General features: G+C 49.6%; 17 protein-coding genes. 7 read left to right on the top strand and 10 right to left on the bottom strand.

From position 1 onward, the window contains the following. Nucleotides 1–150: 150 nt before the first annotated feature. The 3 genes from ABD880_RS18265 to ABD880_RS18255 form a co-directional block, all read right to left on the bottom strand. Complete coding sequence (locus ABD880_RS18265) at nt 151–1,392, bottom strand: 3-phosphoshikimate 1-carboxyvinyltransferase (protein ID WP_345169427.1); 1,242 nt, start codon at nt 1,390–1,392, stop codon at nt 151–153. After that, nucleotides 1,389–2,429 carry a 3-dehydroquinate synthase gene (aroB, locus tag ABD880_RS18260; protein WP_345169424.1) on the bottom strand — a complete coding sequence of 347 codons (1,041 nt, stop codon included), beginning with the start codon at nt 2,427–2,429 and terminating at the stop codon, nt 1,389–1,391. The genes ABD880_RS18265 and aroB overlap by 4 nt, the downstream gene beginning before the upstream one ends. A gap of 66 nt (nt 2,430–2,495) precedes the next feature. Continuing rightward, complete coding sequence (locus ABD880_RS18255) at nt 2,496–3,581, bottom strand: chorismate mutase (RefSeq protein ID WP_345169421.1); 1,086 nt, start codon at nt 3,579–3,581, stop codon at nt 2,496–2,498. Between the two features lie 107 nt (nt 3,582–3,688). Between ABD880_RS18255 and ABD880_RS18250 the strand changes: the two genes are divergently transcribed. Next, nucleotides 3,689–4,876, top strand: coding sequence for a proline dehydrogenase family protein (locus ABD880_RS18250; RefSeq protein WP_345169419.1), 1,188 nt, complete (start codon nt 3,689–3,691; stop codon nt 4,874–4,876). Nucleotides 4,877–5,030: 154 nt separating this feature from the next. Here the strand turns inward: ABD880_RS18250 and ABD880_RS18245 are convergent, their stop codons facing one another. Continuing rightward, on the bottom strand, nt 5,031–5,243 hold the full coding sequence (locus tag ABD880_RS18245) for a hypothetical protein (RefSeq protein ID WP_345169417.1): 213 nt from the start codon (nt 5,241–5,243) through the stop codon (nt 5,031–5,033). A 142-nt stretch (nt 5,244–5,385) separates the two neighbouring features. Between ABD880_RS18245 and ABD880_RS18240 the strand changes: the two genes are divergently transcribed. The 3 genes from ABD880_RS18240 (at nt 5,386) to ABD880_RS18230 (ending at nt 7,913) form a co-directional block, all read left to right on the top strand. Next, the gene (locus ABD880_RS18240; RefSeq protein WP_345169414.1) at nt 5,386–5,964 is read left to right on the top strand and encodes an RNA polymerase sigma factor; all 579 of its coding nucleotides are present in this window, start codon (nt 5,386–5,388) and stop codon (nt 5,962–5,964) included. 53 nt (nt 5,965–6,017) lie between these two features. After that, nucleotides 6,018–7,142 carry a trypsin-like peptidase domain-containing protein gene (locus tag ABD880_RS18235; RefSeq protein WP_345169411.1) on the top strand — a complete coding sequence of 375 codons (1,125 nt, stop codon included), beginning with the start codon at nt 6,018–6,020 and terminating at the stop codon, nt 7,140–7,142. A gap of 228 nt (nt 7,143–7,370) precedes the next feature. Next, nucleotides 7,371–7,913: a hypothetical protein gene (locus tag ABD880_RS18230; protein ID WP_345169408.1), complete on the top strand. Its 543-nt coding sequence runs from the start codon at nt 7,371–7,373 to the stop codon at nt 7,911–7,913. Nucleotides 7,914–7,992: 79 nt separating this feature from the next. Here ABD880_RS18230 and ABD880_RS18225 read toward each other — a convergent pair whose 3' ends face one another. Continuing rightward, the gene (locus tag ABD880_RS18225) at nt 7,993–8,829 is read right to left on the bottom strand and encodes an energy transducer TonB (RefSeq protein ID WP_345169406.1); all 837 of its coding nucleotides are present in this window, start codon (nt 8,827–8,829) and stop codon (nt 7,993–7,995) included. Between the two features lie 324 nt (nt 8,830–9,153). Here ABD880_RS18225 and ABD880_RS18220 point away from each other — a divergent pair, with 324 nt between their 5' ends. After that, nucleotides 9,154–11,262: a carboxy terminal-processing peptidase gene (locus ABD880_RS18220; protein WP_345169403.1), complete on the top strand. Its 2,109-nt coding sequence runs from the start codon at nt 9,154–9,156 to the stop codon at nt 11,260–11,262. A gap of 90 nt (nt 11,263–11,352) precedes the next feature. Here ABD880_RS18220 and ABD880_RS18215 read toward each other — a convergent pair whose 3' ends face one another. From ABD880_RS18215 to ABD880_RS18200, 4 genes are all read right to left on the bottom strand, one after another. Next, on the bottom strand, nt 11,353–12,516 hold the full coding sequence (locus ABD880_RS18215; protein WP_345169401.1) for a trans-sulfuration enzyme family protein: 1,164 nt from the start codon (nt 12,514–12,516) through the stop codon (nt 11,353–11,355). Nucleotides 12,517–12,636: 120 nt separating this feature from the next. After that, nucleotides 12,637–13,557, bottom strand: coding sequence for a PorP/SprF family type IX secretion system membrane protein (locus ABD880_RS18210; protein ID WP_345169398.1), 921 nt, complete (start codon nt 13,555–13,557; stop codon nt 12,637–12,639). Nucleotides 13,558–13,674: 117 nt separating this feature from the next. Beyond that, on the bottom strand, nt 13,675–15,381 hold the full coding sequence (gene ggt / locus ABD880_RS18205; protein ID WP_425575846.1) for a gamma-glutamyltransferase: 1,707 nt from the start codon (nt 15,379–15,381) through the stop codon (nt 13,675–13,677). A 151-nt stretch (nt 15,382–15,532) separates the two neighbouring features. Further along, nucleotides 15,533–19,003 (bottom strand): Ig-like domain-containing protein, encoded by a 3,471-nt coding sequence (locus ABD880_RS18200; RefSeq protein ID WP_345169395.1) that lies wholly within the window; start codon nt 19,001–19,003, stop codon nt 15,533–15,535. A gap of 354 nt (nt 19,004–19,357) precedes the next feature. On the opposite strand from ABD880_RS18200, the gene ABD880_RS18195 reads away from it, so the two are divergent. After that, nucleotides 19,358–20,389 (top strand): hypothetical protein, encoded by a 1,032-nt coding sequence (locus ABD880_RS18195; protein ID WP_345169393.1) that lies wholly within the window; start codon nt 19,358–19,360, stop codon nt 20,387–20,389. 108 nt (nt 20,390–20,497) lie between these two features. On the opposite strand, the gene ABD880_RS18190 is transcribed toward ABD880_RS18195, so the two are convergent. Then, nucleotides 20,498–20,965 carry a hypothetical protein gene (locus ABD880_RS18190; protein ID WP_345169391.1) on the bottom strand — a complete coding sequence of 156 codons (468 nt, stop codon included), beginning with the start codon at nt 20,963–20,965 and terminating at the stop codon, nt 20,498–20,500. A 304-nt stretch (nt 20,966–21,269) separates the two neighbouring features. Between ABD880_RS18190 and lysS the strand changes: the two genes are divergently transcribed. Further along, complete coding sequence (gene lysS, locus ABD880_RS18185; RefSeq protein WP_345169390.1) at nt 21,270–22,796, top strand: lysine--tRNA ligase; 1,527 nt, start codon at nt 21,270–21,272, stop codon at nt 22,794–22,796. The last annotated feature ends 99 nt before the right edge of the window (nt 22,797–22,895 follow it).

Here is a 22,895-nt window from a genome sequence, read left to right as displayed (position 1 = left end):
TCATACTCCAACTATCATCTTATTTAAGTTACAAATTGAACCAAACTATATAGTTCCCATGCTATCCATTTTCTTCATGGTTTTTATTGATGGTCAATAGATTAGACTTATAAGCAGGCATACTAGAAATTAAACCTACTTATTATTGCCTCACTGAACTGGAAGGGTCTGAAAACCGGCAGCATTTAAAGTTTCCCAATACCGTGGATACGACTTTTTAACGACAGACGGCTCTTCAATTATTATTTCCTGCTTGAGCGCCAAAGGTGCGAAGGCCATGGCCATGCGGTGGTCATCATAGGTATGAATACGCACGTCGTTTTTAGCCTGATTTCCGGAAAATACCCTAAAAACGCCAAGCTCGGTTTCTTGCAAAGTGGCTCCTAGTTTGGGGAGTTCGGTTTGAATGGCCAGAATGCGGTCCGTCTCCTTTATTCTTAGGCTTTCCAATCCGGTCATCTCTACTTCTACCTGCAAGCCTGCGGCCAACGCAGCCACCGTCTGGGCCAAATCTGGGCAGGCAGAGAAATCAATCCGGTCTAACGCTTCTTGAACAGGTATTTTGGTGAGGTGGACGCCGCCGTCTTTAAAGGTGGTCTTTACCCCAAACGGCGCCATTAAGTCTGGCAGGACGCTATCTCCCTGCAAAGAATCTGCACGCAAAGCGGGCAAGAAGATATCTGCCTCTTGCGCCAGAGCCACCATGCTGTACCAGTAACTGGCCCCTGACCAGTCTGACTCTACCGTGTATTCCTTGGCTTCATACTTTAGCGCAGGCACGGTAATCTTATTTCCTTCAAACACAGACTGCACGCCAAAATGCGCCATCTGGGCCAAGGTCATTCTGATGTAGGGCTCAGAACCGATTTTTCCTGCTAAAGTCAGTTCTAAGCCTTGCGGCAACAAAGGCGCAATCATGAGCAACGCAGAAATGTATTGGCTACTAACATCGGCGCGAACGGTCAGTTGATTGGAGCCCGCGTAGTCAAAGCCTTTCAATTGCAACGGTGGATACCCTTCCTGGCCCAGGTAGTCAATTTTGGCTCCCAGCGTACGCAGGGCATCTACCAAGACGCCAATGGGGCGTTGGCACATGCGGGCCGTACCGGTGAGCGTAAGTTGCTGGTTGGTGATGGCGTAGTAGGCCGTCAAAAACCGCATGACCGTACCGGCGTCCTCGGCGCTTACCTCAGGCCCGGCAGGCGTAGAAAGCAATTGGTTTAGCAACTGGGTGTCATTGGCGTCTGACAGGTTATGAATGGGAAAGTCCTGACCAGACAGCGCCCTGATGATCAAGGCACGGTTGGCTTCACTTTTAGATGCGGGCAGAGTAACGTGTCCAGTCAGTACCTTGGTGGGATGCGAGACGCGCACGGCATTGGCAGTAATCATAAGGAATGGTAATAGCGTAAGGCGGCTTGCACCTCTTGCAGGGTAATGGGTTGGTCATAAATGGCACCGCCAATCTTCTCCAGCAAGGTGCAGTTAATGGTAGCGCCGCTGTTCTTTTTGTCCTGCAAACATAACTGACTAATCGCCTGCAAATCAGCTTCCTGCAACCGAACCTTCTCATAAATGGACATGATAAACGTCTCAATCTGGTCCAGTTCTTCTTCTGACAGCAAATCCTTCTGCACAGACAGCCAACTTTCGCAGAGCATGCCCACGGCAATGGCCTCACCGTGCAATAACAACTGGTTAGGCCTCTCCAGGAAATAGCTCTCTACCGCGTGTCCAATGGTGTGCCCAAAGTTGAGGATTTTGCGCACGTCATTCTCCAGTGGGTCTGCCGTCACCACCTTAGACTTTATCTTGATGGAATGCTCAATCAGCGCCGTCCAATCCTCGGTGAAGAGGCCAATGTACCGTTGCTCCTTAAACATATCCGCATCCGCAATGAGCCAATGCTTGATCATCTCGGCGTAGCCAGATTTGGTTTGCCGCAAGTCCAGGGTCCTCAAGAAATCTGGGTTCACTAGCACGGCCAAGGGTTCTCTAAACGCGCCCAAGTGGTTTTTGAAACCCATGAAATCTATGCCCGTCTTGCCTCCTACGCTGGCATCAACCTGGGCCAGCAAGGTGGTGGGCACGTTCACAAACCGAATGCCGCGCTTGTACAGACTGGCGCAGAAACCGCCCAGATCCGTTAAGACGCCACCGCCCAGGTTCACTAGCAAGGACCAGCGGTCCAGTTGCAGGTTGGTAAGTTGCCGCCAGACGTGTTCACAGGTGGCCAGGGTTTTATTTTCTTCGCCAGAGGCAATCTGTACCAGATGGTGGCCTTCTGGCAGAAAAGGTTTTAGGGCAGGATAGCAATGCACCAGCGTGTTTTCATCTACCAGCACCACCACGGTCTTGTAGGCTTTGTTAGACAAAAGCGTTTGCCATTGGGGCAAAGTTTCTTTCCCTATGAAGATTTCTTCGGTCACGGCAATATAAGCAATGCCGTTTTTAGCCTCTTTTCTGGAAAACAGGCCAAAAACGACTGTTAAAGGTTAAGCGTCTTTCTTTACCACCTCCGTCTGAATCCGGATGGATTCCACGTGGATGAGCTGGTAGAGTTCCTGAATGAATTCTGGATGCAGGTTTAGCTGGGTAGCCCATTCGGGGCGGGACAGGAAGATCTCGTTCCAGCGCTCTAGTTGCAGAATGGCCACGTTGTTTTCTTTCTTGTCCTCCCCTATCTGCTCTACTACGCGCATGCGGCGGGCCAAGGCTTCCAGGATTTCACGGTCGGCGCGGTCAATTTTCTTGCGGAGTTCTTCGGCCCTGGACACAAAGGCTTGGTCGGGCATGCTCCGCACTTGAAGTCTGGCCAGAATATCACCCAGCACCGCCGGGGTAATCTGCTGTTCGGCGTCAGACAGCGCGGCCTTGGGATTGGGGTGCGTCTCAATCATGACGCCGTCAAAGTCCAGGTCCAGCGCCTTCTGCGATAGCGGATAAATCAACTCGGGCTTGCCGCCAATGTGACTGGGATCCACGATCATGGGCAAGTTAGGATACTGGGCCTTTAACTGTACCGGAATCTGCCACAAAGGGATGTTGCGGTACTGGCTGGGCTCATAACTAGAGAAACCACGGTGAATGGCAGCCACGTCTGTGACACCAACGGCCCAAAGACGTTCAATGGCACCCGCCCACAGGGCCAGGTCTGGGTTAACGGGGTTCTTGACCATGACCGGCACCTGCGTACCACGCAAGGCCTCGGCTAGCTCCTGCACCGCAAACGGGTTCACGGTGGTGCGCGCCCCAATCCAGAGCACGTCAATGTTGTGCTTGAGGGCGAATTCTATGTGCTGGGGCTTGGCCACCTCGGTGGCCACGGGCAGGCCAAACTCATGGCGCACCTCCTGTAACCAGGCCATGCCTTCCAAGCCCACGCCCTCAAAGGTACCGGGCTTGGAACGAGGTTTCCAGACGCCTGCTCTAAAAATATCTACCTGTAATTCCTTCAACTGGCGCGCGGTGTCCATGACCTGTTCACGGCTCTCTGCGCTACAAGGCCCGGCAATGGCCAATGGCTTGCGGCGCAGTTTACCCAATTGATGGAAATAATTGTCTTCTTTTCTACTCTCCATGTCTACCTAACCATAATCTAGAATGAGGTGCTTTGTTTACGCAAAACATTACATTCCAGAGACCGGTTTTTGGTTATCTTTGTAGGGTCTAAATTAGCATATATTAAATGAATCCTGACCCTAAAGTTTCATTTGACAATACCGCCATTGCGTTTGCAGACCAATCTGACGCCAAACTCTACAAGACCTACCTCTTGTTTGCGGCCATGAACAACAACTCTCTGGTAAAAATGGGAGGCACCATGATGCGAAAGGCCCTGGAGTGGAACCTGCCCGTGAAAACCCTCATCAAGAAAACCATCTTTGAGCAGTTCTGCGGCGGCGAGACCATTGAAGAATGCACCCCTACCATTGAGCGCCTGGGCAAGTCAAACATTGGTACCATCCTGGACTACTCTGTTGAAGGCGAAGGCAGCGAGCAAAGCTTTGACCATACCGCGCAAGAGATCATTGCCACCATTGAGCGGGCGCACCAATCCAAACACATTCCCTTCTCAGTCTTCAAGGTGACGGGCGTAGCCGATAGCGCTATCCTGACCAAGGTACAAAAAGGCCAACCCTTGACACCGGCCGAGCAGACCGCCTATGACAAAGCCAGAGCCAGAGTGAAGGCCATCTGCCAGCGCGCGTTTGACCGCGGCGTACGCATATTCATAGACGCAGAGGAAAGCTGGTTCCAGGAGACCATTGACCAACTGACCTATGAGATGATGGCCCTATACAATAAAGAGCGCGCCATTGTCTACAACACCTACCAACTCTATCGCCATGACCGCCTGGACGTGATCAAGCGCGACTATGAGAACGCGGTGCGCGACGGTTATTACCTGGGCGGGAAGTTGGTGCGTGGCGCCTACATGGAGAAAGAAGCCAAGACCGCGCAGCAGCAAGGCTACGGCAATCCCATCAATCCCAGCAAGCAGGCCACAGATGATTTATACAATGCGGCCCTTAAATTCTGCGTGGAGCACGCTGATAGAATTGCCATCTGCGCCGGCACCCACAATGAGGACAGCTGTTACGTGCTCATGCAATTAATGGCACAGCACGGCATTCAGCCCAATGATGAGCGTTTCTACTTTGCCCAGTTGTTGGGTATGAGCGATAATTTGTCTTACAACCTGGCCCACGCCGGGTACAACGTGGCCAAGTACGTACCCTACGGTCCGGTAGAATCTGTGATGCCGTATCTGTTGCGCCGCGCAGATGAGAATACCGCCATTGCCGGCCAGAGCAGCCGTGAGTTCAATCTGGTAAGCAAAGAAAGAGCCCGCCGTAAAAAGCAAAGCGCTTAACTCTTTAATCCCTCGTTTTTGGCCTGTTTTCTAGAAAACAGGCCAAAAACGAGGGATTTCTTTTGCCTAAACTTTCTGAAAGGCACAAAAAAAACGTCCCCCATGCCAGGCACAGGGGACGTTTTTAAACTGCGTACCAGAGGCACGCGGTTAATTACTGAGCAGTTGTAGCTGTAGTAGCAGCAGTAGTGTCAGTAGTAGTAGTAGTTACTGTAGTGTCAGTTACTGTAGCGTCAGCAGCAGGAGCTTCAGTAGCTTCAGTTGTAGTCTCAGTAGTTGTAGTCTCAGTAGTTTCAGCAGTTTTAGTTTCGCAAGAAGCGAATACGAACATACCAGCAACTAGGGCAAGAGAAAATACCTTTTTCATTTTAATGTGTTTTAAGGGTTTTAGCTTTAATTTTCACCCTTCATACCACTACCCCCCGGGAAGTAACCCACCGTTTTGAAAAATTTTTTATTTTTTTTCTGATGGGTTACTAATTCCCTGAACCTGTATTAATTGACATAGCATGAGTAGTAAGGCTCTGGTATCTGATGCCGACATTATAGAAGGGATAAGAAGAGAGGACGAATCGGCACTTTCCCAGTTGTACAAGACGCACTTCCCTATGGTGTTGCATTTTGTATACAACAACAACGGGTCTGAGGATGACGCCAAGGATATTTACCAAGAAGCGGTCATTGTCTTCTATGAGAAAATCAAAGGCGGCACTCTGGAACTTAACTGTCAGATAAAGACGTACTTATATTCCATATGCAGGCGTCTCTGGCTTAAAAGGCTCTCCAGAAGCAGCAGATTTAGCAACGGCCTGTTAGAAGACACAGAGTCTGAGCTGGCCCACGTAGAAGAAGAGGCAGAACAGGCTGAGGAGAACGAACTCAAGTTTACCGCCATGGCCACGGCGCTGGCGCAACTGGGAGAGCCCTGCAAAACCTTGCTAGAAGATTTTTACATTCAAGGCATGGGCATGCCAGAGATCACAGAGAAGTTTGGGTATACCAACGCAGACTCTGCCAAGAACCAGAAGTACAAATGCCTCATGCGTTTGAAGAAGCTCTTCTTCACAGATTACCAGGCGCCTATGTAATCGCTTGACGTGCATCAGAAATACAGGCACCTATACAAAGGGTGAGCATCTATATGAGTGAACGGGAATTATACGAACTGATTGAACGCTACCACCAGCACCAGGTCACCTCTTCTGAGCGGGCCCAGCTGGAGGAGCGCATAGCCTCTGATCCGGCCTTCGCGCAGCGGGTGCAGGACTTTAAACTATTAACCGCTACCCTGCAGTCTCATGGCAAGCAGAAAGTGTTGCGCCAGCGCTTGAACGGCCTGCACCAGGAGTGGAAGGCAGAAAACCCGGTTCAAACCAGAACGGTTGCTGCACCAACCACCCCGCCTGCACGCAAAACGCCGGCCATCAAGCTTTTCTTAAAACAGTATTCTGCCACTATGATGGTGGCAGCCACGGTAGCCATTGTCACGGTGTTCAGCAGCTTAATGGGTATGGAGCTTTGGCGCTCGGCCAACAAGCAGCAGACGGCCCGCTACGTAGAATTGCGCCGCGAAGTGGACGCTTTAAAACGCAAGCAAAATGCCTTGTTGCAGGACGCTACCACCACGCCAAGAGCCTCGGTCAATCCAGGTCAGTTCACCGGTTCTGGCTTTGCCCTGACAGCAGACGGTTACTTTGTGACCAGCTACCACGTGATTGAAGGCGCAGACTCCTTAATGATTGAAAACAAAGCCGGCAACCGGTATAAAGTGGTAGAAGTGTACTCAGACCAGGTACGTGACCTGGCCTTGCTGCAAGTAATAGACACCGCGTTCCATGGCTTCGGCAAGCTGCCCTACTCCTTCAAGTCTAATGAGAGTGATCTGGGTGAGCGCGTCTTCACCCTGGGCTACCCTAGAGAAGACCTGGTGTTTGGCGACGGAACTTTAAGCTCTAAATCAGGGGTTTACGGAGATACCTCGTCTTATCAAATTTCTATTCCCTTGAACCCTGGTAACAGCGGCGGGCCCTTGTTGGATGACAAAGGAAACATGATTGGCGTGATCTCAGGAAAAATGCTGGGCGTGGACGGAGCAGCCTTCGCGGTGAAGTCTGGCTACCTTTTAACCTTATTAGAACAGTTGCCAGCCAGCAGGTTACCGCAGCCGGTGAACCTGCCAAAGACTAACAGCTTGGCCGGTACCTCAAGACCGCAGCAGTTGAAGAAACTGCAGGACTTTGTGTACATGGTCAAAGTATACAACTAATAACCCTTTATTCTATCTGTTTTTCGGGTGTTTTCCCGGAAACTCTGTCAAAACGCCCGGGGCTCTACCCCGGGCGTTTTTTCATTATATCAAGACGTCACTTTGCAACCAAGTGTAACTTATACGGATGACCTGCGTTTATCAAGTCACATGAATCAATTGGCCGGCAAACGGCCGGCTAATTTTTTTAAGATTATGTTACACCTACTAAACATTAAACAACGAACTATGGAAAATCACACTGGAAACACTAGCAGCAACCGTATGATGACGGGTATGTTCAAAGATAGAGAGAGTGCAGAGCGTGCGTACAATGCATTACACAGCCGCGGTTACTCCAAAGATGATGTAAACGTAATTATGAGCGATGACGCCCGCAAGCGTCACTTCTCAGATAGCCATAACAATGACACTGACCTAGGTGACAAAGCCCTTGAAGGCGCTGGCGCTGGTTCTGCCATTGGTGGTACTTTGGGTGCCATTGTAGGTGCTATTGCCGCCATTGGTACTTCAGTAGCCTTGCCAGGTTTAGGTTTGGTGATTGCCGGTCCATTGGCCGCTGGTCTTGCCGGCGCTGGTGCAGGTGGGTTGACAGGTGGTTTACTTGGAGCCCTTGTAGGTTCTGGTATTCCTGAAGACCGCGCCAAGGTATATGAGTCTGGCGTAAAAGAAGGTAACATTGTGATGGGGGTAACTCCGCGCACACCAGAAGACGCTGACTACTTTGAAAACGAGTGGCGCACTAACCGTGGTGAGCACATCTACAGATAGTAGAAGTTCACCATATAGCATAAGAAATCCCCGGTACCGCGTATGGTGCCGGGGATTTCTGTTTTATAAGTATTCCAGTTTAGTTGATCTGCAGTCTAATGGGCAAGGTGAACTTAACAGGAACGGCGTTTCCGTTTTGAATGCCGGGTTTCCAGCGGGGCATTTTCTTGATGACCCGCACTACTTCCTCCTCAGTGCCGTAGCCTAGGCCTTTTAACACCTCAATGTTGCCTATTTCACCGCTGGGGCTCACTACAAAGGTTAAGACCACTGTTCCCTCTACCCCGCTTTTCTGGGCCGCTGGTGGGTAGCGCAGGTTCTTGCCTACAAACTTCATGAGCGCGTCCATCCCGCCTTCAAACTCCGGCATTCTCTCTACAGAGATAAAGTAGTTGGGGGCGGTGGCTCCGGTTGCCGCAGGTGCTGTCCCGGTGCCTCCTACTGTACCGCCGTCACTTGGCAAAGCATTGTCTACTGGCTCACCAAGGCCGTCAGTAGTAACCAGTCCGGCAACAGCACCCTTCAATTGGTCTTGGGTTGGAATTTCATCCATGGGTTTCTGAGTAGCCTCTACTACTCTGTATGCTACATCACGCACGGTTCTGCCGGCAACCTGAGGGGTGGCAGGCTCTTCTGGCTGTTTCACCTCTTCCATGTCTGGCAAAATGACGTCCACCATTATCACAGAATCCTTGGGCGGATGTTGGATGGTGACACCTCCCTCTGGCCCGCCGGTTACCTTGCTCACTAATGCCGGGAACGTGAACAAGAACACAAACAAACCCAATGAGTAAAAGCTGGCCTGGGTTAAATGCTTGTTGTAAGACTTGCGCAGCTGGTAGGCCCCGTAGGCTTTGTTGCGGCCTTCAAAGACCATGTCATTTAAAGATTCTGGCTGGTTGTGGTTAGTTTCCATGGCTTTTGGATGTTTGGTATATCTTGTAGATGCGCCCATCCCTATATTTCCATAACCAGATGTATAAATTTTTTCCAGATGGCCTGGTTGCATGACCTGTTACCTGCCAGAGTGTCTACTTATCAAGAATAGAACAATACGCGCAAAACCTTTGTTTACCTTAAGAACAGTGGCAAAAACCTTTACCAAGCCTCAAGAAAGGAGTGTTTAAATAAGCCCTGGGCAGTACACCTTTTCACTTTAAACTATCGTTTAAGAGAAATAGCACTGGCCCTAGAAACAGGCACTACTTTTGCATATATTTACTGACTTTATCATTGTAATATGCTCTCATTAAAAACAAAACTGGTTGCCTACGGTACTGCTGCCTCAGTAGTGTTCGGGATTGCCTCTTATAAACTTCTGGAGAAGGACGGCCCTACCGCCACCCAGAAGAACGAGGTGCTGGCCAAGGTATTGATGCAGGGACTTTCCTCTGCCCATTACTCCCCTGAGAATTTAGATGACAATCTCTCTAAGAAAGCCTTCGCGCTGTACCTGGAGCGTCTGGACTATAATAAAAAGTTCTTGCTCAAATCTGACGTGGACCAACTGGCCAAGTACCAGACCCAGCTAGATGATGAGATCAAAAACGGTTCCTTTAAGTTCTTTGACCTGTCCATGACCCTTTTGAACAAGCGTTTAAAAGAGGCTGAAGGCTATTACAAAGAGATTCTGGATAAACCGTTTGACTTCACCAAAGAAGAGTCTATTGAGGTAAAGCCTGACAAGATCAAGTTTGCCACCTCACAGGCCGCCCTTAAAGAAGAATGGCGCAAATACCTGAAATACCAGGCGCTCATTAGAGTAGCTGATGCCATGGACAGCCAGCAGAAGGCAGACACGGTGGGTAACAAGGAACCCTTAAAATCTCAGGCTGAGATTGAGGCTGATGCGCGCAAGAAAATACGCGAAAGCTATGAGGAGCTCTTCAAGCGCATGAGTAAGCTGGAGAATGAGGACTGGCGCTCTACTTATTTCAATGCGTTTGCCAACATCTTTGACCCGCATACAGAATACTTTGCGCCTAAAGAAAAGGAAGACTTTGACATTGAGTTCTCTGGTACCTTAGAGGGCATTGGCGCGGTCCTAACAGAAAAAGACGGCTACATCAAAGTCTCTGAAATTACGCCAGGCAGCCCTTCTTACATGCAAGGCGATTTAAAAGCCGGCGACATGATCTTGAAAGTGGCCCAGGGTAGCAAAGAGCCCGTTGACGTGCAAGGCATGCGCCTTGACAAGGCGGTTTCTTTGATACGCGGTAAGAAAGGCACCGAGGTCCGCTTGACCGTGAAGAAAGTAGACGGTTCCCTTAAAAACATCTCCATCATTAGAGACGTGGTGGTACGGGAAGAAGGCTTTGCCAAATCATTGTTGATCAATGGCCCTAAGCCTATTGGCTACATACAATTGCCCGCCTTCTACGCCGATTTTAACGGTACAGGCGGCCGTAACAGTGGCGATGACGTTGCCGCCGAAATTGAGAAGCTGAAACAGGAAAACGCCCAAGGCATCATCCTTGATTTGCGGAACAACGGTGGAGGTTCTTTACAGGACGTGGTAGACATGGTGGGCTTGTTCATCAAGTCGGGTCCGGTGGTGCAGGTTAAATCTGCCACGGGTGCCCCAGCCGTATTGGTAGACCGTGACCCACAGGTGCAGTTTACCGGCCCGTTGGTGGTGCTAGTGAACGAGAACAGCGCTTCTGCCTCTGAGATCATGGCGGCCGCCATCCAGGACTATAAGCGTGGAGTGATTGTAGGCAGCGCTACGTACGGTAAAGGAACGGTACAGCAGTTTTTTAACCTGGACCAGGTGTTACCGGCTACCTTTAATAATGTGAAGCCGTTGGGCCACGTGAAACTTACCACCCAGAAGTACTACCGGGTGAGCGGAGGTACTACCCAGATGCGCGGCGTTACGCCAGACATCCAACTGCCAGACACGTATTCTTACTTGAAATACGGCGAGAAAGAGCAGGAGCACGCCTTGCCGTTTGATGAGATTCCGGCTGCCAAGTACACTACCTGGCAGAGCCCGGTTCTACCATTAGAAAAGCTGAAAGCCGCCTCTAAAGCTAGAATCAACAGCAGCTCTACGTTCTCCCTGATCAACCAAGGTGCCATGCGTTTGAAGGACAGATCTGAGGCTACCCTGCGTTCTTTAAAACTGACCACGTACATGGCAGAAGAGAAGAAGAACCAAGCGGAAGCCAAGAAACTGGAAGATGTGCGTAAGAACATTCCGCAGCTGGATGTAGCCACCTTAAAGGCTGACGTGGCTAAACTAGCCGCAGATACGTCTGCCTCGGCCCGTTTCAGTGCCTTTACCAGAAACGCCAAGAAAGACCTGTACATTCAAGAGGCCGTGGCTATTTTGAAGGACGAGTTATAAGAGTACCTTAAGTCAGTAAAAAAAACGCCGCCTCTGCATTTACAGAGGCGGCGTTTTTTGCTTATTTTCCAGAAATCAGGCTAAAAACGTCTACCCTTTCATCTTGGTAAACGCTTGCTCTAAATCTTTGATGAGGTAGTCTGGGTCTTCTAAGCCAATGTAAAACCGAATGAGATTGTAAGGCAGATTAGACTTGTAGTTGCCATCTCTGTAAGAAGCCACGGTAGGGTAAATGAGGGACTCATGCCCACCCCAGGAGGCCGCCATCAAGAAATGTTGCAAACTGTCACAGAAGCGTTCAATCTCAGGCACGTCCTCAGAAGCAAGTTGGATGGTAAACTGCCCGGTATTGTTGCGCATCTGTTTTTTGGCCAGTTCAAACTGCGGGTTGCCGGGCAAGAAGGGCCAATAAATTTTTGCCACCTCGGGACGTTGCTCCAAGAACGCGATGACCTGCCGGGTAGTGGCCGCAATACGCTCCATGCGCACTGGCAAAGTCCGTAAGCCTCTAATCAAGAGCCAGGCATCATGCGGCGACAGGACCGCGCCCAGCGTCATGTATTCACGCTCAAAGATGTGGTTGATTGTCTCGCGGGAACCGCAAATGATGCCGCCCATCACGTCACTATGGCCGCTTATGTATTTGGTAGCCGCATGTACAATCAAGTCAATGCCCATGGCTGCCGGGTTCTGGTACAAAGGACTAGCGAAGCTGTTGTCTATGATGGTGCAGATGTTCTTCTCTTTGGCTATGGCGGCAACAGCGGCAATGTCCTGCAGTTCAAACGTGAAGGAATTAGGGCTCTCCAGGTAATAAAAGACCGTGTTTGCTTTGGTGGCCAGCCTATAATTCTCTGCGTCTGTGCCGTCTATCATGGTCACTTCTACCCCAAAGCGCGGCAGAAACTTCTTCATGAGCGCGTTGGCCCAGGTATACGGTTTGTTTACGCAGACAACATGGTCTCCCGCTTTAACCTGAGACAACACCGCCGCAGACACTGCCGCAATGCCGCTGCCAAACGCAATGGCATGTTCTGTGCCTTCTAGCGCCGCTAGCTTCTTCTCCAGAATATCTACCGTGGGGTTGTTGCCCCTGGTGTAAAAATCCACCTCAGACTCATGTTGCAAGGCATATCTAAATTCTTCTACGGTAGGGCAGGCAAAATTACTGGACTGGATAATGGGCGGCGCAACGGCGTTGAAATAAGCGGCGCGGTCCTCGCCCAACTCATTTAAGATGTATGACAGGTCCATGAGCATTGGATTGGTTCTGCTCTTTTTACTCTCTGCACCTTAATTGGTTTACCTGCATAGAAGACACAAAAAAAGGCCTGCCTTTTCTGGCAAGCCTTTTTTACTGAATATGATTACCGGTTAGAAGCTCATTCTCAGGCTAGCCTCTACCTGCGGATCTGGTTCAAAGTCATTTTTAGACTTAGTCAGGTCATAAGAAGTCATCAAGGAGAATCTATCAGATAAAGTTACGCCGCCAATCATGCTCCAGGGAGCTTGCTCAAACTCAAAGCGTCTGCCGTCACGGTGCGTTGCGCCCACAGTCAGGAATTTATAAGTAGCCATGGCCGTGTACTGTTTCGCCATTTGGCCTCCATTCAAAGGCTTGTCTAAGAAGATGGAGGGCGAAAGGCTAATATCATCTGTCAACGTGAATTTATAACCGGCGGTTAAATACAATTCGCGCTCATCATGCACCTCAGAAGCGCCAGCCAGGTTAAACGTGGGCTCCAGCAAGTTAGCAAAAGTAGCACCAGCGTAGAACTTCTTCATGTTAAACCACAGGCCCGCATTAATGTCTGGACGAAGGTCACTGTCATGGCCCACCATGGGTTTAAGGGCGTTGAACCTAGAGAACTCAGACAAATCTACGTTCATGTACTTGCCTGAAAGTTCTGCCCCTACTCCAAGATAGATTTCTTCTGCCAGTTTAAAGCGCTTGGTATAGCTCAACCCAAACTTGCCTAGCCAATATGGTCCAAACTGATCATACATAGCCACCATGCCCACTCCATTCCGTGTAGTGTCACCTACTGCGCCATGGTAATACGCCAGCACAGACAGAGGCGCCGATGAGGATTTGCTACTGCCCAAAGAGTTTAAGTGGGTGGATAGACCTAACTCCCTCTTCCCCTCAGAACCAGCATAGGCGGGGTTCAAGTAAAAGTAGTTCTGATGGTACAACCTGGGAATGACCGACTGGTGTTTTTCTGAGGAAGTTTGACCATGTGCCACGCCAGCGGCCAACAGAAGTGCAAAGGCAAGTACTTGTTTCAGTTTCATCTTTAAAATAAAAGGCTTTAGGTATGAATAAATCTTGGATAGAGTAATCTATCTCCAACCTTTTTGAAGCATTTAAAGTTCAAGCCCCGTTTTTAATACGTCAACCCTAAGACGGTATCAATATCCCAAGGCAGTGTCATCTCCTCTGGAGTCGGCGCCACCTTCTAGTTTTCCGTTTGGTAGGCGTAGAATACCTTCTACGGCCCCGTAAGGTGCCCTCTCTTGTAATTGATGTCCCAGGCTTTTAAGAATTTCTCTGGTCTGGGTAGAAAGTGCCTTCGGCTCATGGTCTATTCTGTCTGGCAGCCACTGGTGATGGAATCTGGGGGCGGCCACCGCTTCTTGCATGCCCATACCGTGCTCTAGGACATTTACTATGGTTTGAAACACAGAGGTGATGATGGTAGAGCCTCCGGGCGTGCCTACCACTAGAAATAATTGGCCGTCCTTCTCTACGATGGTGGGCGTCATAGAGCTGAGCATGCGCTTACCGGGTGCAATGGCATTGGCCTCGCCGCCAACCAGACCAAACATGTTAGGCACCCCGGGCTTCGCGCTGAAGTCATCCATTTCATTGTTAAGCAAAAAACCAGCACCTTCTACCACTACTTTTGAGCCATAATTGCCGTTAAGTGTGGTGGTGACAGAAGCCGCATTTCCCCATTGGTCTACAATTGAATAATGCGTGGTTTGATCACTTTCCTTTTGGGGTTCACCCGCCTTTACTTGTGCAGAGGGTGTTGCCCTGTCCATGGCAAAAGCTGCCATGCGCTGTTTTAGATAAGAGCTGGAAAGAAGACCCTTCATTGGAACTTTATAAAAATCTGGGTCACCCAGGTGCGCGGCGCGGTCTGCGTATACTCTTCTCTCTGCCTCTACTATCACATGCACGGTATTGGGTGCTTGCCAGCCCCAGCCCTTTACGTCATAAGGCTCTATTAATTGCAACAACTGCACTAGCGCAATCCCACCACTAGACGGCGGCGGCATGGAGATGATAGTATATTCCTTGTAGTTGCCCTTTATTGGTTCACGCCAGACTGACTTATATTCTTTAAGATCTTGATGCGTCATGAGGCCCTTGCCCTTCTTCATTTCCCGAACAATCAGATCAGCGGTCTCACCTTCATAAAACCCTGCCCTGCCTTTGTCCCTGATGCGGGTAAGAGTACGGGCCAGGTCATTCAACCGCAAAGTGTCACCGGCCTGCCAACCAGTGGTGTTGATCAAATGCGAGGTATGCTTGTTGGCTTGTTGGAACTCTTGTTGAGCGGCATTTAGTCCTCTGGCTTCACGTTCTGTGAGGATGACGCCGCGGGCGGCCAAGTCAATGGCTGGCTGAACCACGTCAGCCCAGGGAAGCTTTCCTAGTTTTTGATGCATGGTCACCATGCCGTCCACCGTGCCCGGCACGCCTACTCCCAGATGCCCTAAGGTACTAAGGCCTGCCTGCAGGTTCCCTTGCGCATCTAGGTACATGTCTCGTGAAGCGGCATTGGGAGCTTTCTCCCTGTAATCCAGGGTTCCGGTTTGGCCGGTGCTCAAACGATACACCAGAAATCCGCCGCCGCCAATGTTACCTGCCCTTGGGTAGGCTACCGCTAAGGCAAATTCAGTGGCCACGGCTGCGTCATACGCGTTCCCTCCCTTCTGCAGAATAGCCAATCCAATTTTAGAAGCCTCTGGGTGGGCGCTCACCACCATGCCTCTGCTAGCTATGACGCCTTGCTGGGCCTGGGTGGTAGTCTCTTGATTAACAGAGGTACAGCCGGTGCAGAGCCACAGAAGAAACACCAAAATGGAATTGCCAGATACGTTTTTCATAGTTGCGTTTTTGGGCCATTTTCTGGAAAACAGGCCAAAAACGCCCTTGCCTTCCTCTCTTATAAAGCCAGGTAAATCTAACAGAATATACGGGGCATAAAAAAAGCCTGCCAGAAAGATCTGGCAGGCTTTTACTATTCCTTAAGAATGATTAGTTCTTAATCACGCGGGCTTGGTAAGTTTCGGCACCGGCCTGAATCTTGATGAGGTATAAACCAGCGGCAGACTTCTGCAACACGCGGCTTACTTCCTGGCTCAAAGACTGCTCGGTTCCGGTGGCTTTCAATACAACTTCGCCACGGGTGGTGTACAACGTCATGCTCAATTTAGCCTGGTTGGCCAACTTGGCTGGCAATTGAAGGGCAATCTTGCCAACGGTTGGGTTAGGATACACGCCAAAGCTACGGCTTACCGCGTCTTTCACACCTAAGATAGTGGTCAAGGCAAAACGGGCGGTTACCGGTAAGTGATCTGACGTATTAGAAATATAACCAGACACATAGGTTCTTGGGTCTTCAATCACAATGGAGTTGTCAATGTACTGACCTACCAGCTCGTTAGAGATGACAATATGGTCTAAGAAGTTTCCGCCGCTGGTGGTTGGGTGAGACACCGCACCTGCCTGGCTTAACTCATAGGTCAAGGTTTTGTAGTTCTGTACATCAGACACAATTGGGTTGAACGTGGTCACGAAGCTAGCACCTCTGGTAGACTTAGAAACGTCATCGTTAAAGTCACCCAACAAGATCAGGTTCACGTTGCCATAATAAGCCTTCAATGAATCTGACAAAACTTTTACGTCAAACAATCTGTCATTGTAGTCGCTAGAGGCAGAACCCGCTTTGGTATGCACGTTCACTACGTGTACGCGCTCTGTCTTACCGGCAACCACTACGTCAAAGATACCCATGTACGGTAAACGGCCAGATGACCAGAACCCGGCGTCAATACCCGTGGTGGTGCTGCCAGCTACCGTCTCTCTGTACATTTTCTCAAACATCACTCTAAAACCAACCGGTGTTACCGTAGCCGTGTTGTAGACAAACCCTAGTTTCTGGGCCGGGAAAGGCTCTGTGCTGCTAGATTGTCTAATAGAGAAGGAATAAACCGGAGAAACGCTCTTGGCATACCCTGGCATAGCCGCTACCACTTTGGCCAATTCTGGCTCATCTACTACTTCCTGTACCGCAAAAATATCTGACTTGATGGTCTGCATTACTCTGGTGGCGTTGGCTACCTGCAGTTCATCATTGGTTGGGCCGTACTCAAAACCGGTGGCGTCTCTAATGTCTGTGGCAAAGAACTCCATGTTGAAGGTGGTTACCTCAAACGTCTCAGACTTAAAGTAAGAGCTTCCTTCTACCGTAATGGTCTTCACGTCTAAGCCTGTGCCCGTAATGGCAAGCTGACCTTTCTGTAAAACCACCTTGGTGGTTGGAGCATAGGCTACATAAATGGTCTGGCCATTGGCAGCGGCTGCAGCGGCAATCTCAACGCTCTGCGCAAAGGTTCCGGTAGCGGTTGTGGCAACCTTAAAACCAGTAGGTGCCGTTACCGTCACGTTGCCATAACCTACCGCCTTAAAGGTAAAGTTCTGAGGAGTAGAAGTGGCATTTGGCGCAACTTCACCAAAAGAGAATAGAGTGGTAGGGATTTGGTAATAAGAGGCTTTGTCTTCTACTTTAAAGTTGTCAACGGTCCAGCGTGATGCGGCCTCAGTAGTAGAAGTATACACAAAGGCTACGTGCACGTTGGCGTTCTTAGGCAACTCAATTCCATCTGCCACGGTCCAAACACTGCTGTTAGAAGCCGGGAACACGTTAGTAATCTCTGTCCAGGTAGCGTCATTCGGGTTGCCGGCACCGGAGTAGTTGGTAGAATACATCAGCTTCAACTGGTTGCCTTCAAACGCTGAAATGGAAGCAAAAGACAATACCGGGAAGTTGGTAAAGCTAGCCAGATCCATAGCCGGCGAAATCAACCAGTCTTCATTGGCGTTGTTACCGTTGGCAAAACCATTGATCTGTACGGCTTTGTCTACCGTGGTGGCAGAGCAACCGCTCAAGCATGTCTGCCCGAAGTTGGTGCTGGCCCACACCTGCGCGCCAGTCACACTGTATTGGCTCCAACCGCTGTTGGTCAAGACGGCAGGGTCATTGAAGTTCTGCACATAAGGATTGTAGGCAGTGCCAGACAAGGCAACCGTTACCTCTTGGGCACCGGTGGCATTGTGGGTAATAGAACCTGTAGCGGCGCCAGTGGCAGTTGGGGCAAAACGCACAAACACTTTCTCACCGGCGGTGATTTCTGCCTGCGTAAAGGTTAAAGCCGTAGTGCCAAAAGTACCTTGGGCCGCTGCTTCTCTCTTGGCAATTTGGAAAGGACCTGTTACGGCCACGGTTACGTTGCCAGACAAATCAGTAGCTGAAAACTCATAAGACTGTACCGTAGAGAATTTGTTTTGGGCGGTGGCTCCAAACGTTAGGCTGGTTACGGCAGTGGTAATCACCGGTGAAGCCGTAGCGGCAGTGGCAAAGTTCCAGGTAGTATTATTGGTGATGCCCGCAAAGGCATTGCCTGCCATATCTGTCACAGAACCAGCGGCAATCTGGATAGCGTAGTTCTTACCAGGCACTAAAGCTGTTGCACTTGTTAACGTCACAGTTGAACCTGTGGCGCTTGCTGTCAATGCTGAGTTGGTTCCATCTGACAGGTTGTTAAGGGTGAAAGTACCTGAAGTACTTAATCTTACTGCCTCATTAAATGTAACAGTCAAATCTGTGGTAGTAGCCACACCCGTAGCATTGTCTGCCGGCATAAAAGGCGTAGCGCCTAAAGAGGGAGCAGTAGCGTCTGTTACCGATGAAGCTGTAACAGATTCCCACGTTGCTCCAACCTTAAGTGCGTCAAAAGTTAGAGTAGGAGCGTTAGAAGCTGTACCTTGACGTAAAGCTATTGCTCCAATAGTTGTTGCATCGGCTCCCCCTAAATCTGCCTTAGCAAGAGGTGTGCTTGGCTCTGCACCTCCTAGGGTAGGGTTTACAAATATTTCTACTACATCATCAGTTGTCGTGGTCCCCACATATGTGTATTTAACAACTACCAAATGAGTAATATTCAAATCATACTCTGTCGCTCCATAAACTGCAGCTGGTGTAGATACCTTTGATATACCAAATTGCAATTTGCCGTTAGCATTTTTCTTAGCAAAAAGACGGGCATTAAAGGTTGTATTGCCTGAAGTGGTATTGGGGCTGAAATGAAAGAAATAATCTCCAGTTGCTTGAGCATCACTAAAATTCACCAAAAAAGATGCGTATACGCTCCCAGTGGTATAATTCTTTCCAATTCCTCTATTAATATCCTGGCCCGTTGTGGTCAAACTTGCGGCCTTTCCTACACCAGAACCTGGAAGTCCAGCATATTGTAATCCAGTAGTAGAAACTAATATAGGATTGGTGGTGGATGTACCTGTCAAAGCCCATCCTGGTTGAGAAACTAATTCAGAGCCACTGGTGTATTCAAAATCTTCTTGAAGATCTTGCGCCTGAGCGTCATCCCCACTTCCAAGCCAGAGGCCGGCAACCAGAAGCAGACTAAGTTTGTGTAAATGTTTAATCATAAAGTAAGTTTTGAAAGTAGGTTTAGTAAGAAGACGTAATGCCCTCAATCGTCTAATTTACAGCCGAATGAGGATTTGCTCATGATAAACAAAAGTAGCCATTTGGATTGGACTGCATGTTATGATTGGGTTATTTTTTTCTATCAAACCACGTCTTGCATATGTTCAAATGATAGTTAAATGAGTGCTGTAAAAAGCCGGCCTTTACTAGCGAAACCCATGAAAAGGCCTCGTTAAAAAATGAGCCTATCAAAGCTTGAAAATAGTTTATAACTATCTGATTATCAATAGTTTAATAAGATAACAAAATAAACAAAAATGCAACTCGCAACCACCTTGTTTTGTTGATAAAACATGAAGAAGGTAGTAGACGAGAACGTGATTCCGCTCTTCCAGGAAGAGCAAAAGCAAGACGAGGGAGCCTGGCGGAAATCCATTCCGGCGCAGGTCTTTCTCAACTATTTTTTTGCCATTAATTACCACATCCACCATAGCTCAGAGGAGTCAGGCGTCAGGCACTTGGCGTTCTTCAGGGCGCATACCGCAGACTTGACAGAGACTGACCAACAGGCGCTTGTCAAAATTCTGCACAACTGCTGGAGCACAGAATATGCTTTGCGCGCTACCGCCGAGTTAGGCGATGAAACGTATTTGCGCAATGCTCTGCATTGGACGTTTCCGCAGGCGTATTATTCTGTGTTTGCAGGCTTGCAGGCGTTTCTGTATACGCTAGGTATCAAGACCAACCATGATGCGGTCTTGCGCAGAGAAGTGGGCAGATTAGTGGTGAAGAATGCCTACCCAAGAGCGGTCGGGTTTTATGCCGCTGGGGCGTACAATGACTATAGCGTGCATAGACTGCCGTTGGCAGGTTACAAGCCTGGCTTGCAGATTGCGGGCAAGGAGATTGAAGCGCAGGCCCAGATTGGTCAGTTTCTGCGTACCACCCGCAAACTGGTGGCCACTAACATTCGCGCCAAGGTGCAGGCCAATCCGGCTACGGCCATCAAGAGCGCGAAGACTGGTCAGGTGTTGGATAAATGGAACGCACAGCACTGGCAGCAAATTACCTGGCGCATGGGCTATACCACGCTGTTTGATTTGTTGAGCCGCTTGCGTATTTCTTCCAGCCAAAAGGAGATTGACCGTTTTGTAGAGTCTGCCATTGACTTCAAACTCTTCCATGAGTCCCTGCTATCTATCGTGAGCTACCTAAACGGCGTGCATGAAAGCTATGTGGCCAAGGCGCTGGGCATTGAGGTGTACCAGAAACTGGTGGCTGAACTACCGGAGCATTTGCGTAACAGCTTCGTAGAAGACCGTTTCAGGACGCAGGTGCAGCCGCTGTTCACAGAAGACACCTCTACTATGGCTGTGGCAGCTTAACCTGTATAAAGGCAAACAGCTTGGTTGTCCTAACTAATTCAGCGGCCGTTTTTGGCCTGTTTTCTAGAAAACAGACCAAAAACGGCCGCTGTCTTTTTATGCCACTCGTTATTGAGAACTCAAACTGCCAATCTGCACATCATTGGCACCAGCTTCTTCCAGGGCTTTGATCATACATTCTTTTATTTTGCTCAGGCGCTCTTCATGTCCCTCAAACAAGGTGATGACCTCTTGAGACACTGAGTTTGGGTCTGCCTCGGCCTGCATGTTGCCGGCCTGCTCAATGGTAAAGCACATGGCCTTGATCTTTTCGCGCTTCATCCGTACCTGACCAGCCTTGAATTTGATAAGGTCCTGCAACAGGTAGTCTTTCACGAAAACGCTCTCCTCAATGTCTGTGTCTGCCAGGCGCAACACTTCCTGGTAACTGCGCTCGTGCAAGAACTCCTGGAGCGTGGGTTGCAGGGCGGTGCGCACCTCAGGGTCACTGATTTGGTGGGCGTAGATTAATATATTAAACAGCCACCTAAGCGTGCCGTCATTCTCCTCAAAGATCAAGGTCAATTCGCATTTCATAGTGTAGGGGACAGAATGTGTACTTGCCTATAACGTGAAATTGTACTCAAGGATTACTAAAAAGCCGCAAACGCAGGATTTCTACAGCCAAATTGAAGGTTTCCGACATCTACTAGACTGTTTTTGGCCTGTTTTCTGGAAAACGAGCCAAAAACGCCTTTTCCTGTTCTAGCAAGGTCTACCCTTTTCATTTAATAGGCTGACACACTACCAAGGCTATTTCTAAAATGATTCTGCCTAGGTCTGCGAATAATTTCCGAAATTCGCGGGTTCAATTATAGAATCCACTGAATTAGACGTTTCCATGCAATTAAGCGAACAGGAACTACGCCGGCGCCATGAGCGCGAAGAGCTCCAGAAGATGGGCATCAACCCCTACCCTTCCGAACTTTTTGAAGTCAATGCCTCGGCCAAGGATATAAAAGAGAAGTATAACCCAGAGGAGAACAACTTCCAGGAAGTAACGCTGGCCGGCCGTTTGATGAGCCGCCGCGTGATGGGCAAGGCGTCCTTCGCCGAACTCATGGACAGCTCGGGCCGCATCCAGATCTACGTATCCAGAGATGACATCGCCCCCGGCGACAACAAGGACCTGTACAACACGGTATTCAAGAAGATGCTGGACATAGGTGACTTCATTGGCATCAAGGGCTACGTATTCAAGACCCAGGTAGGCGAAACGTCTGTGCACGTAACGGAGCTTACCTTGTTGGCCAAGTCTTTGAAGCCACTCCCTATTGTAAAGCGCGAGGTAGACGAGAACGGCGTTGAGCACGTGTATGATGCGTTCTCTGACCCAGAACTGCGTTACCGCCAACGCTACGTGGATTTGGTAGTGAACCCGCACGTGAAAGAGGCCTTCATCAAGCGCACCAAGCTGGTGAACACTATGCGCGAGTATTTGAACGAGCGCGGTTATTTAGAAGTAGAAACTCCAATCTTACAGCCTTTGTATGGTGGTGCCGCGGCCCGTCCGTTCAAGACGCACCACAACACGCTGGACATGACCTTGTATTTGCGTATAGCCAATGAGCTGTACCTGAAGCGTCTGATCGTGGGTGGCTTTGACGGCGTGTACGAGTTCTCTAAAGACTTCCGGAACGAAGGCATGTCCCGTTTCCATAACCCAGAGTTCACGCAGGTGGAACTGTACGTAGCCTACAAAGACTACTACTGGATGATGGACCTGGTAGAAGAAATGGTAGAGAAAGTAGCCTTAGCATTACACGGCACCACCGAGGTGCAGGTAGGTGAGAACATCATCAATTTTGCGCGTCCTTGGAAGCGTTTCACCATGTTTGAGGCCATTGAGCACTTCACCAAGATTGACATCTCTGAGATGGACGAACCGCAGCTGCGCGAAACCGCGACCAGCCTGGGCATCAAGTTGGATCCGAACATCGGGAAAGGCAAAATCATTGACGAAATCTTCGGGGAGAAATGCGAGGCACAGTTGATCCAGCCAACCTTCATCACAGATTATCCCGTTGAGATGAGCCCGCTAGCCAAGAAGCACCGCAGCAAAGAAGGTCTGGTAGAGCGTTTTGAGGCTATCTGCAACGGCAAGGAAATCTGTAACGCCTTTTCTGAATTGAACGACCCTATTGACCAGCGCGCCCGCTTTGAGGAGCAATTGGAGCTAGGCAAGCGCGGTGATACTGAGGCCATGGTCTTGGATGAGGACTTCTTGCGTGCCTTGGAGTACGGCATGCCGCCAACCGCCGGTCTGGGCATTGGCATTGACCGCCTGAGCATGATCATGACTAACTCCCATTCTATCCAAGATGTTCTGTTCTTCCCGCAAATGAAGCCAGAACGCCAGGACGGATAATAATGTGCTAATCTCTTAATGTGCTGATGTGCTATTTATCAGCAGCTGATATAAAACAGAAAGGCCGCTCTTTTGTAAGAGCGGCCTTTCTGTTTTTGG

The sequence above is a fragment of the Nibribacter koreensis genome, from assembly GCF_039541795.1.
Classification (GTDB): domain Bacteria; phylum Bacteroidota; class Bacteroidia; order Cytophagales; family Hymenobacteraceae; genus Nibribacter; species Nibribacter koreensis.
The sequence above is the reverse complement of the archived record's forward strand: the minus strand, read 5'-3'. Positions and strand labels throughout refer to the sequence as shown.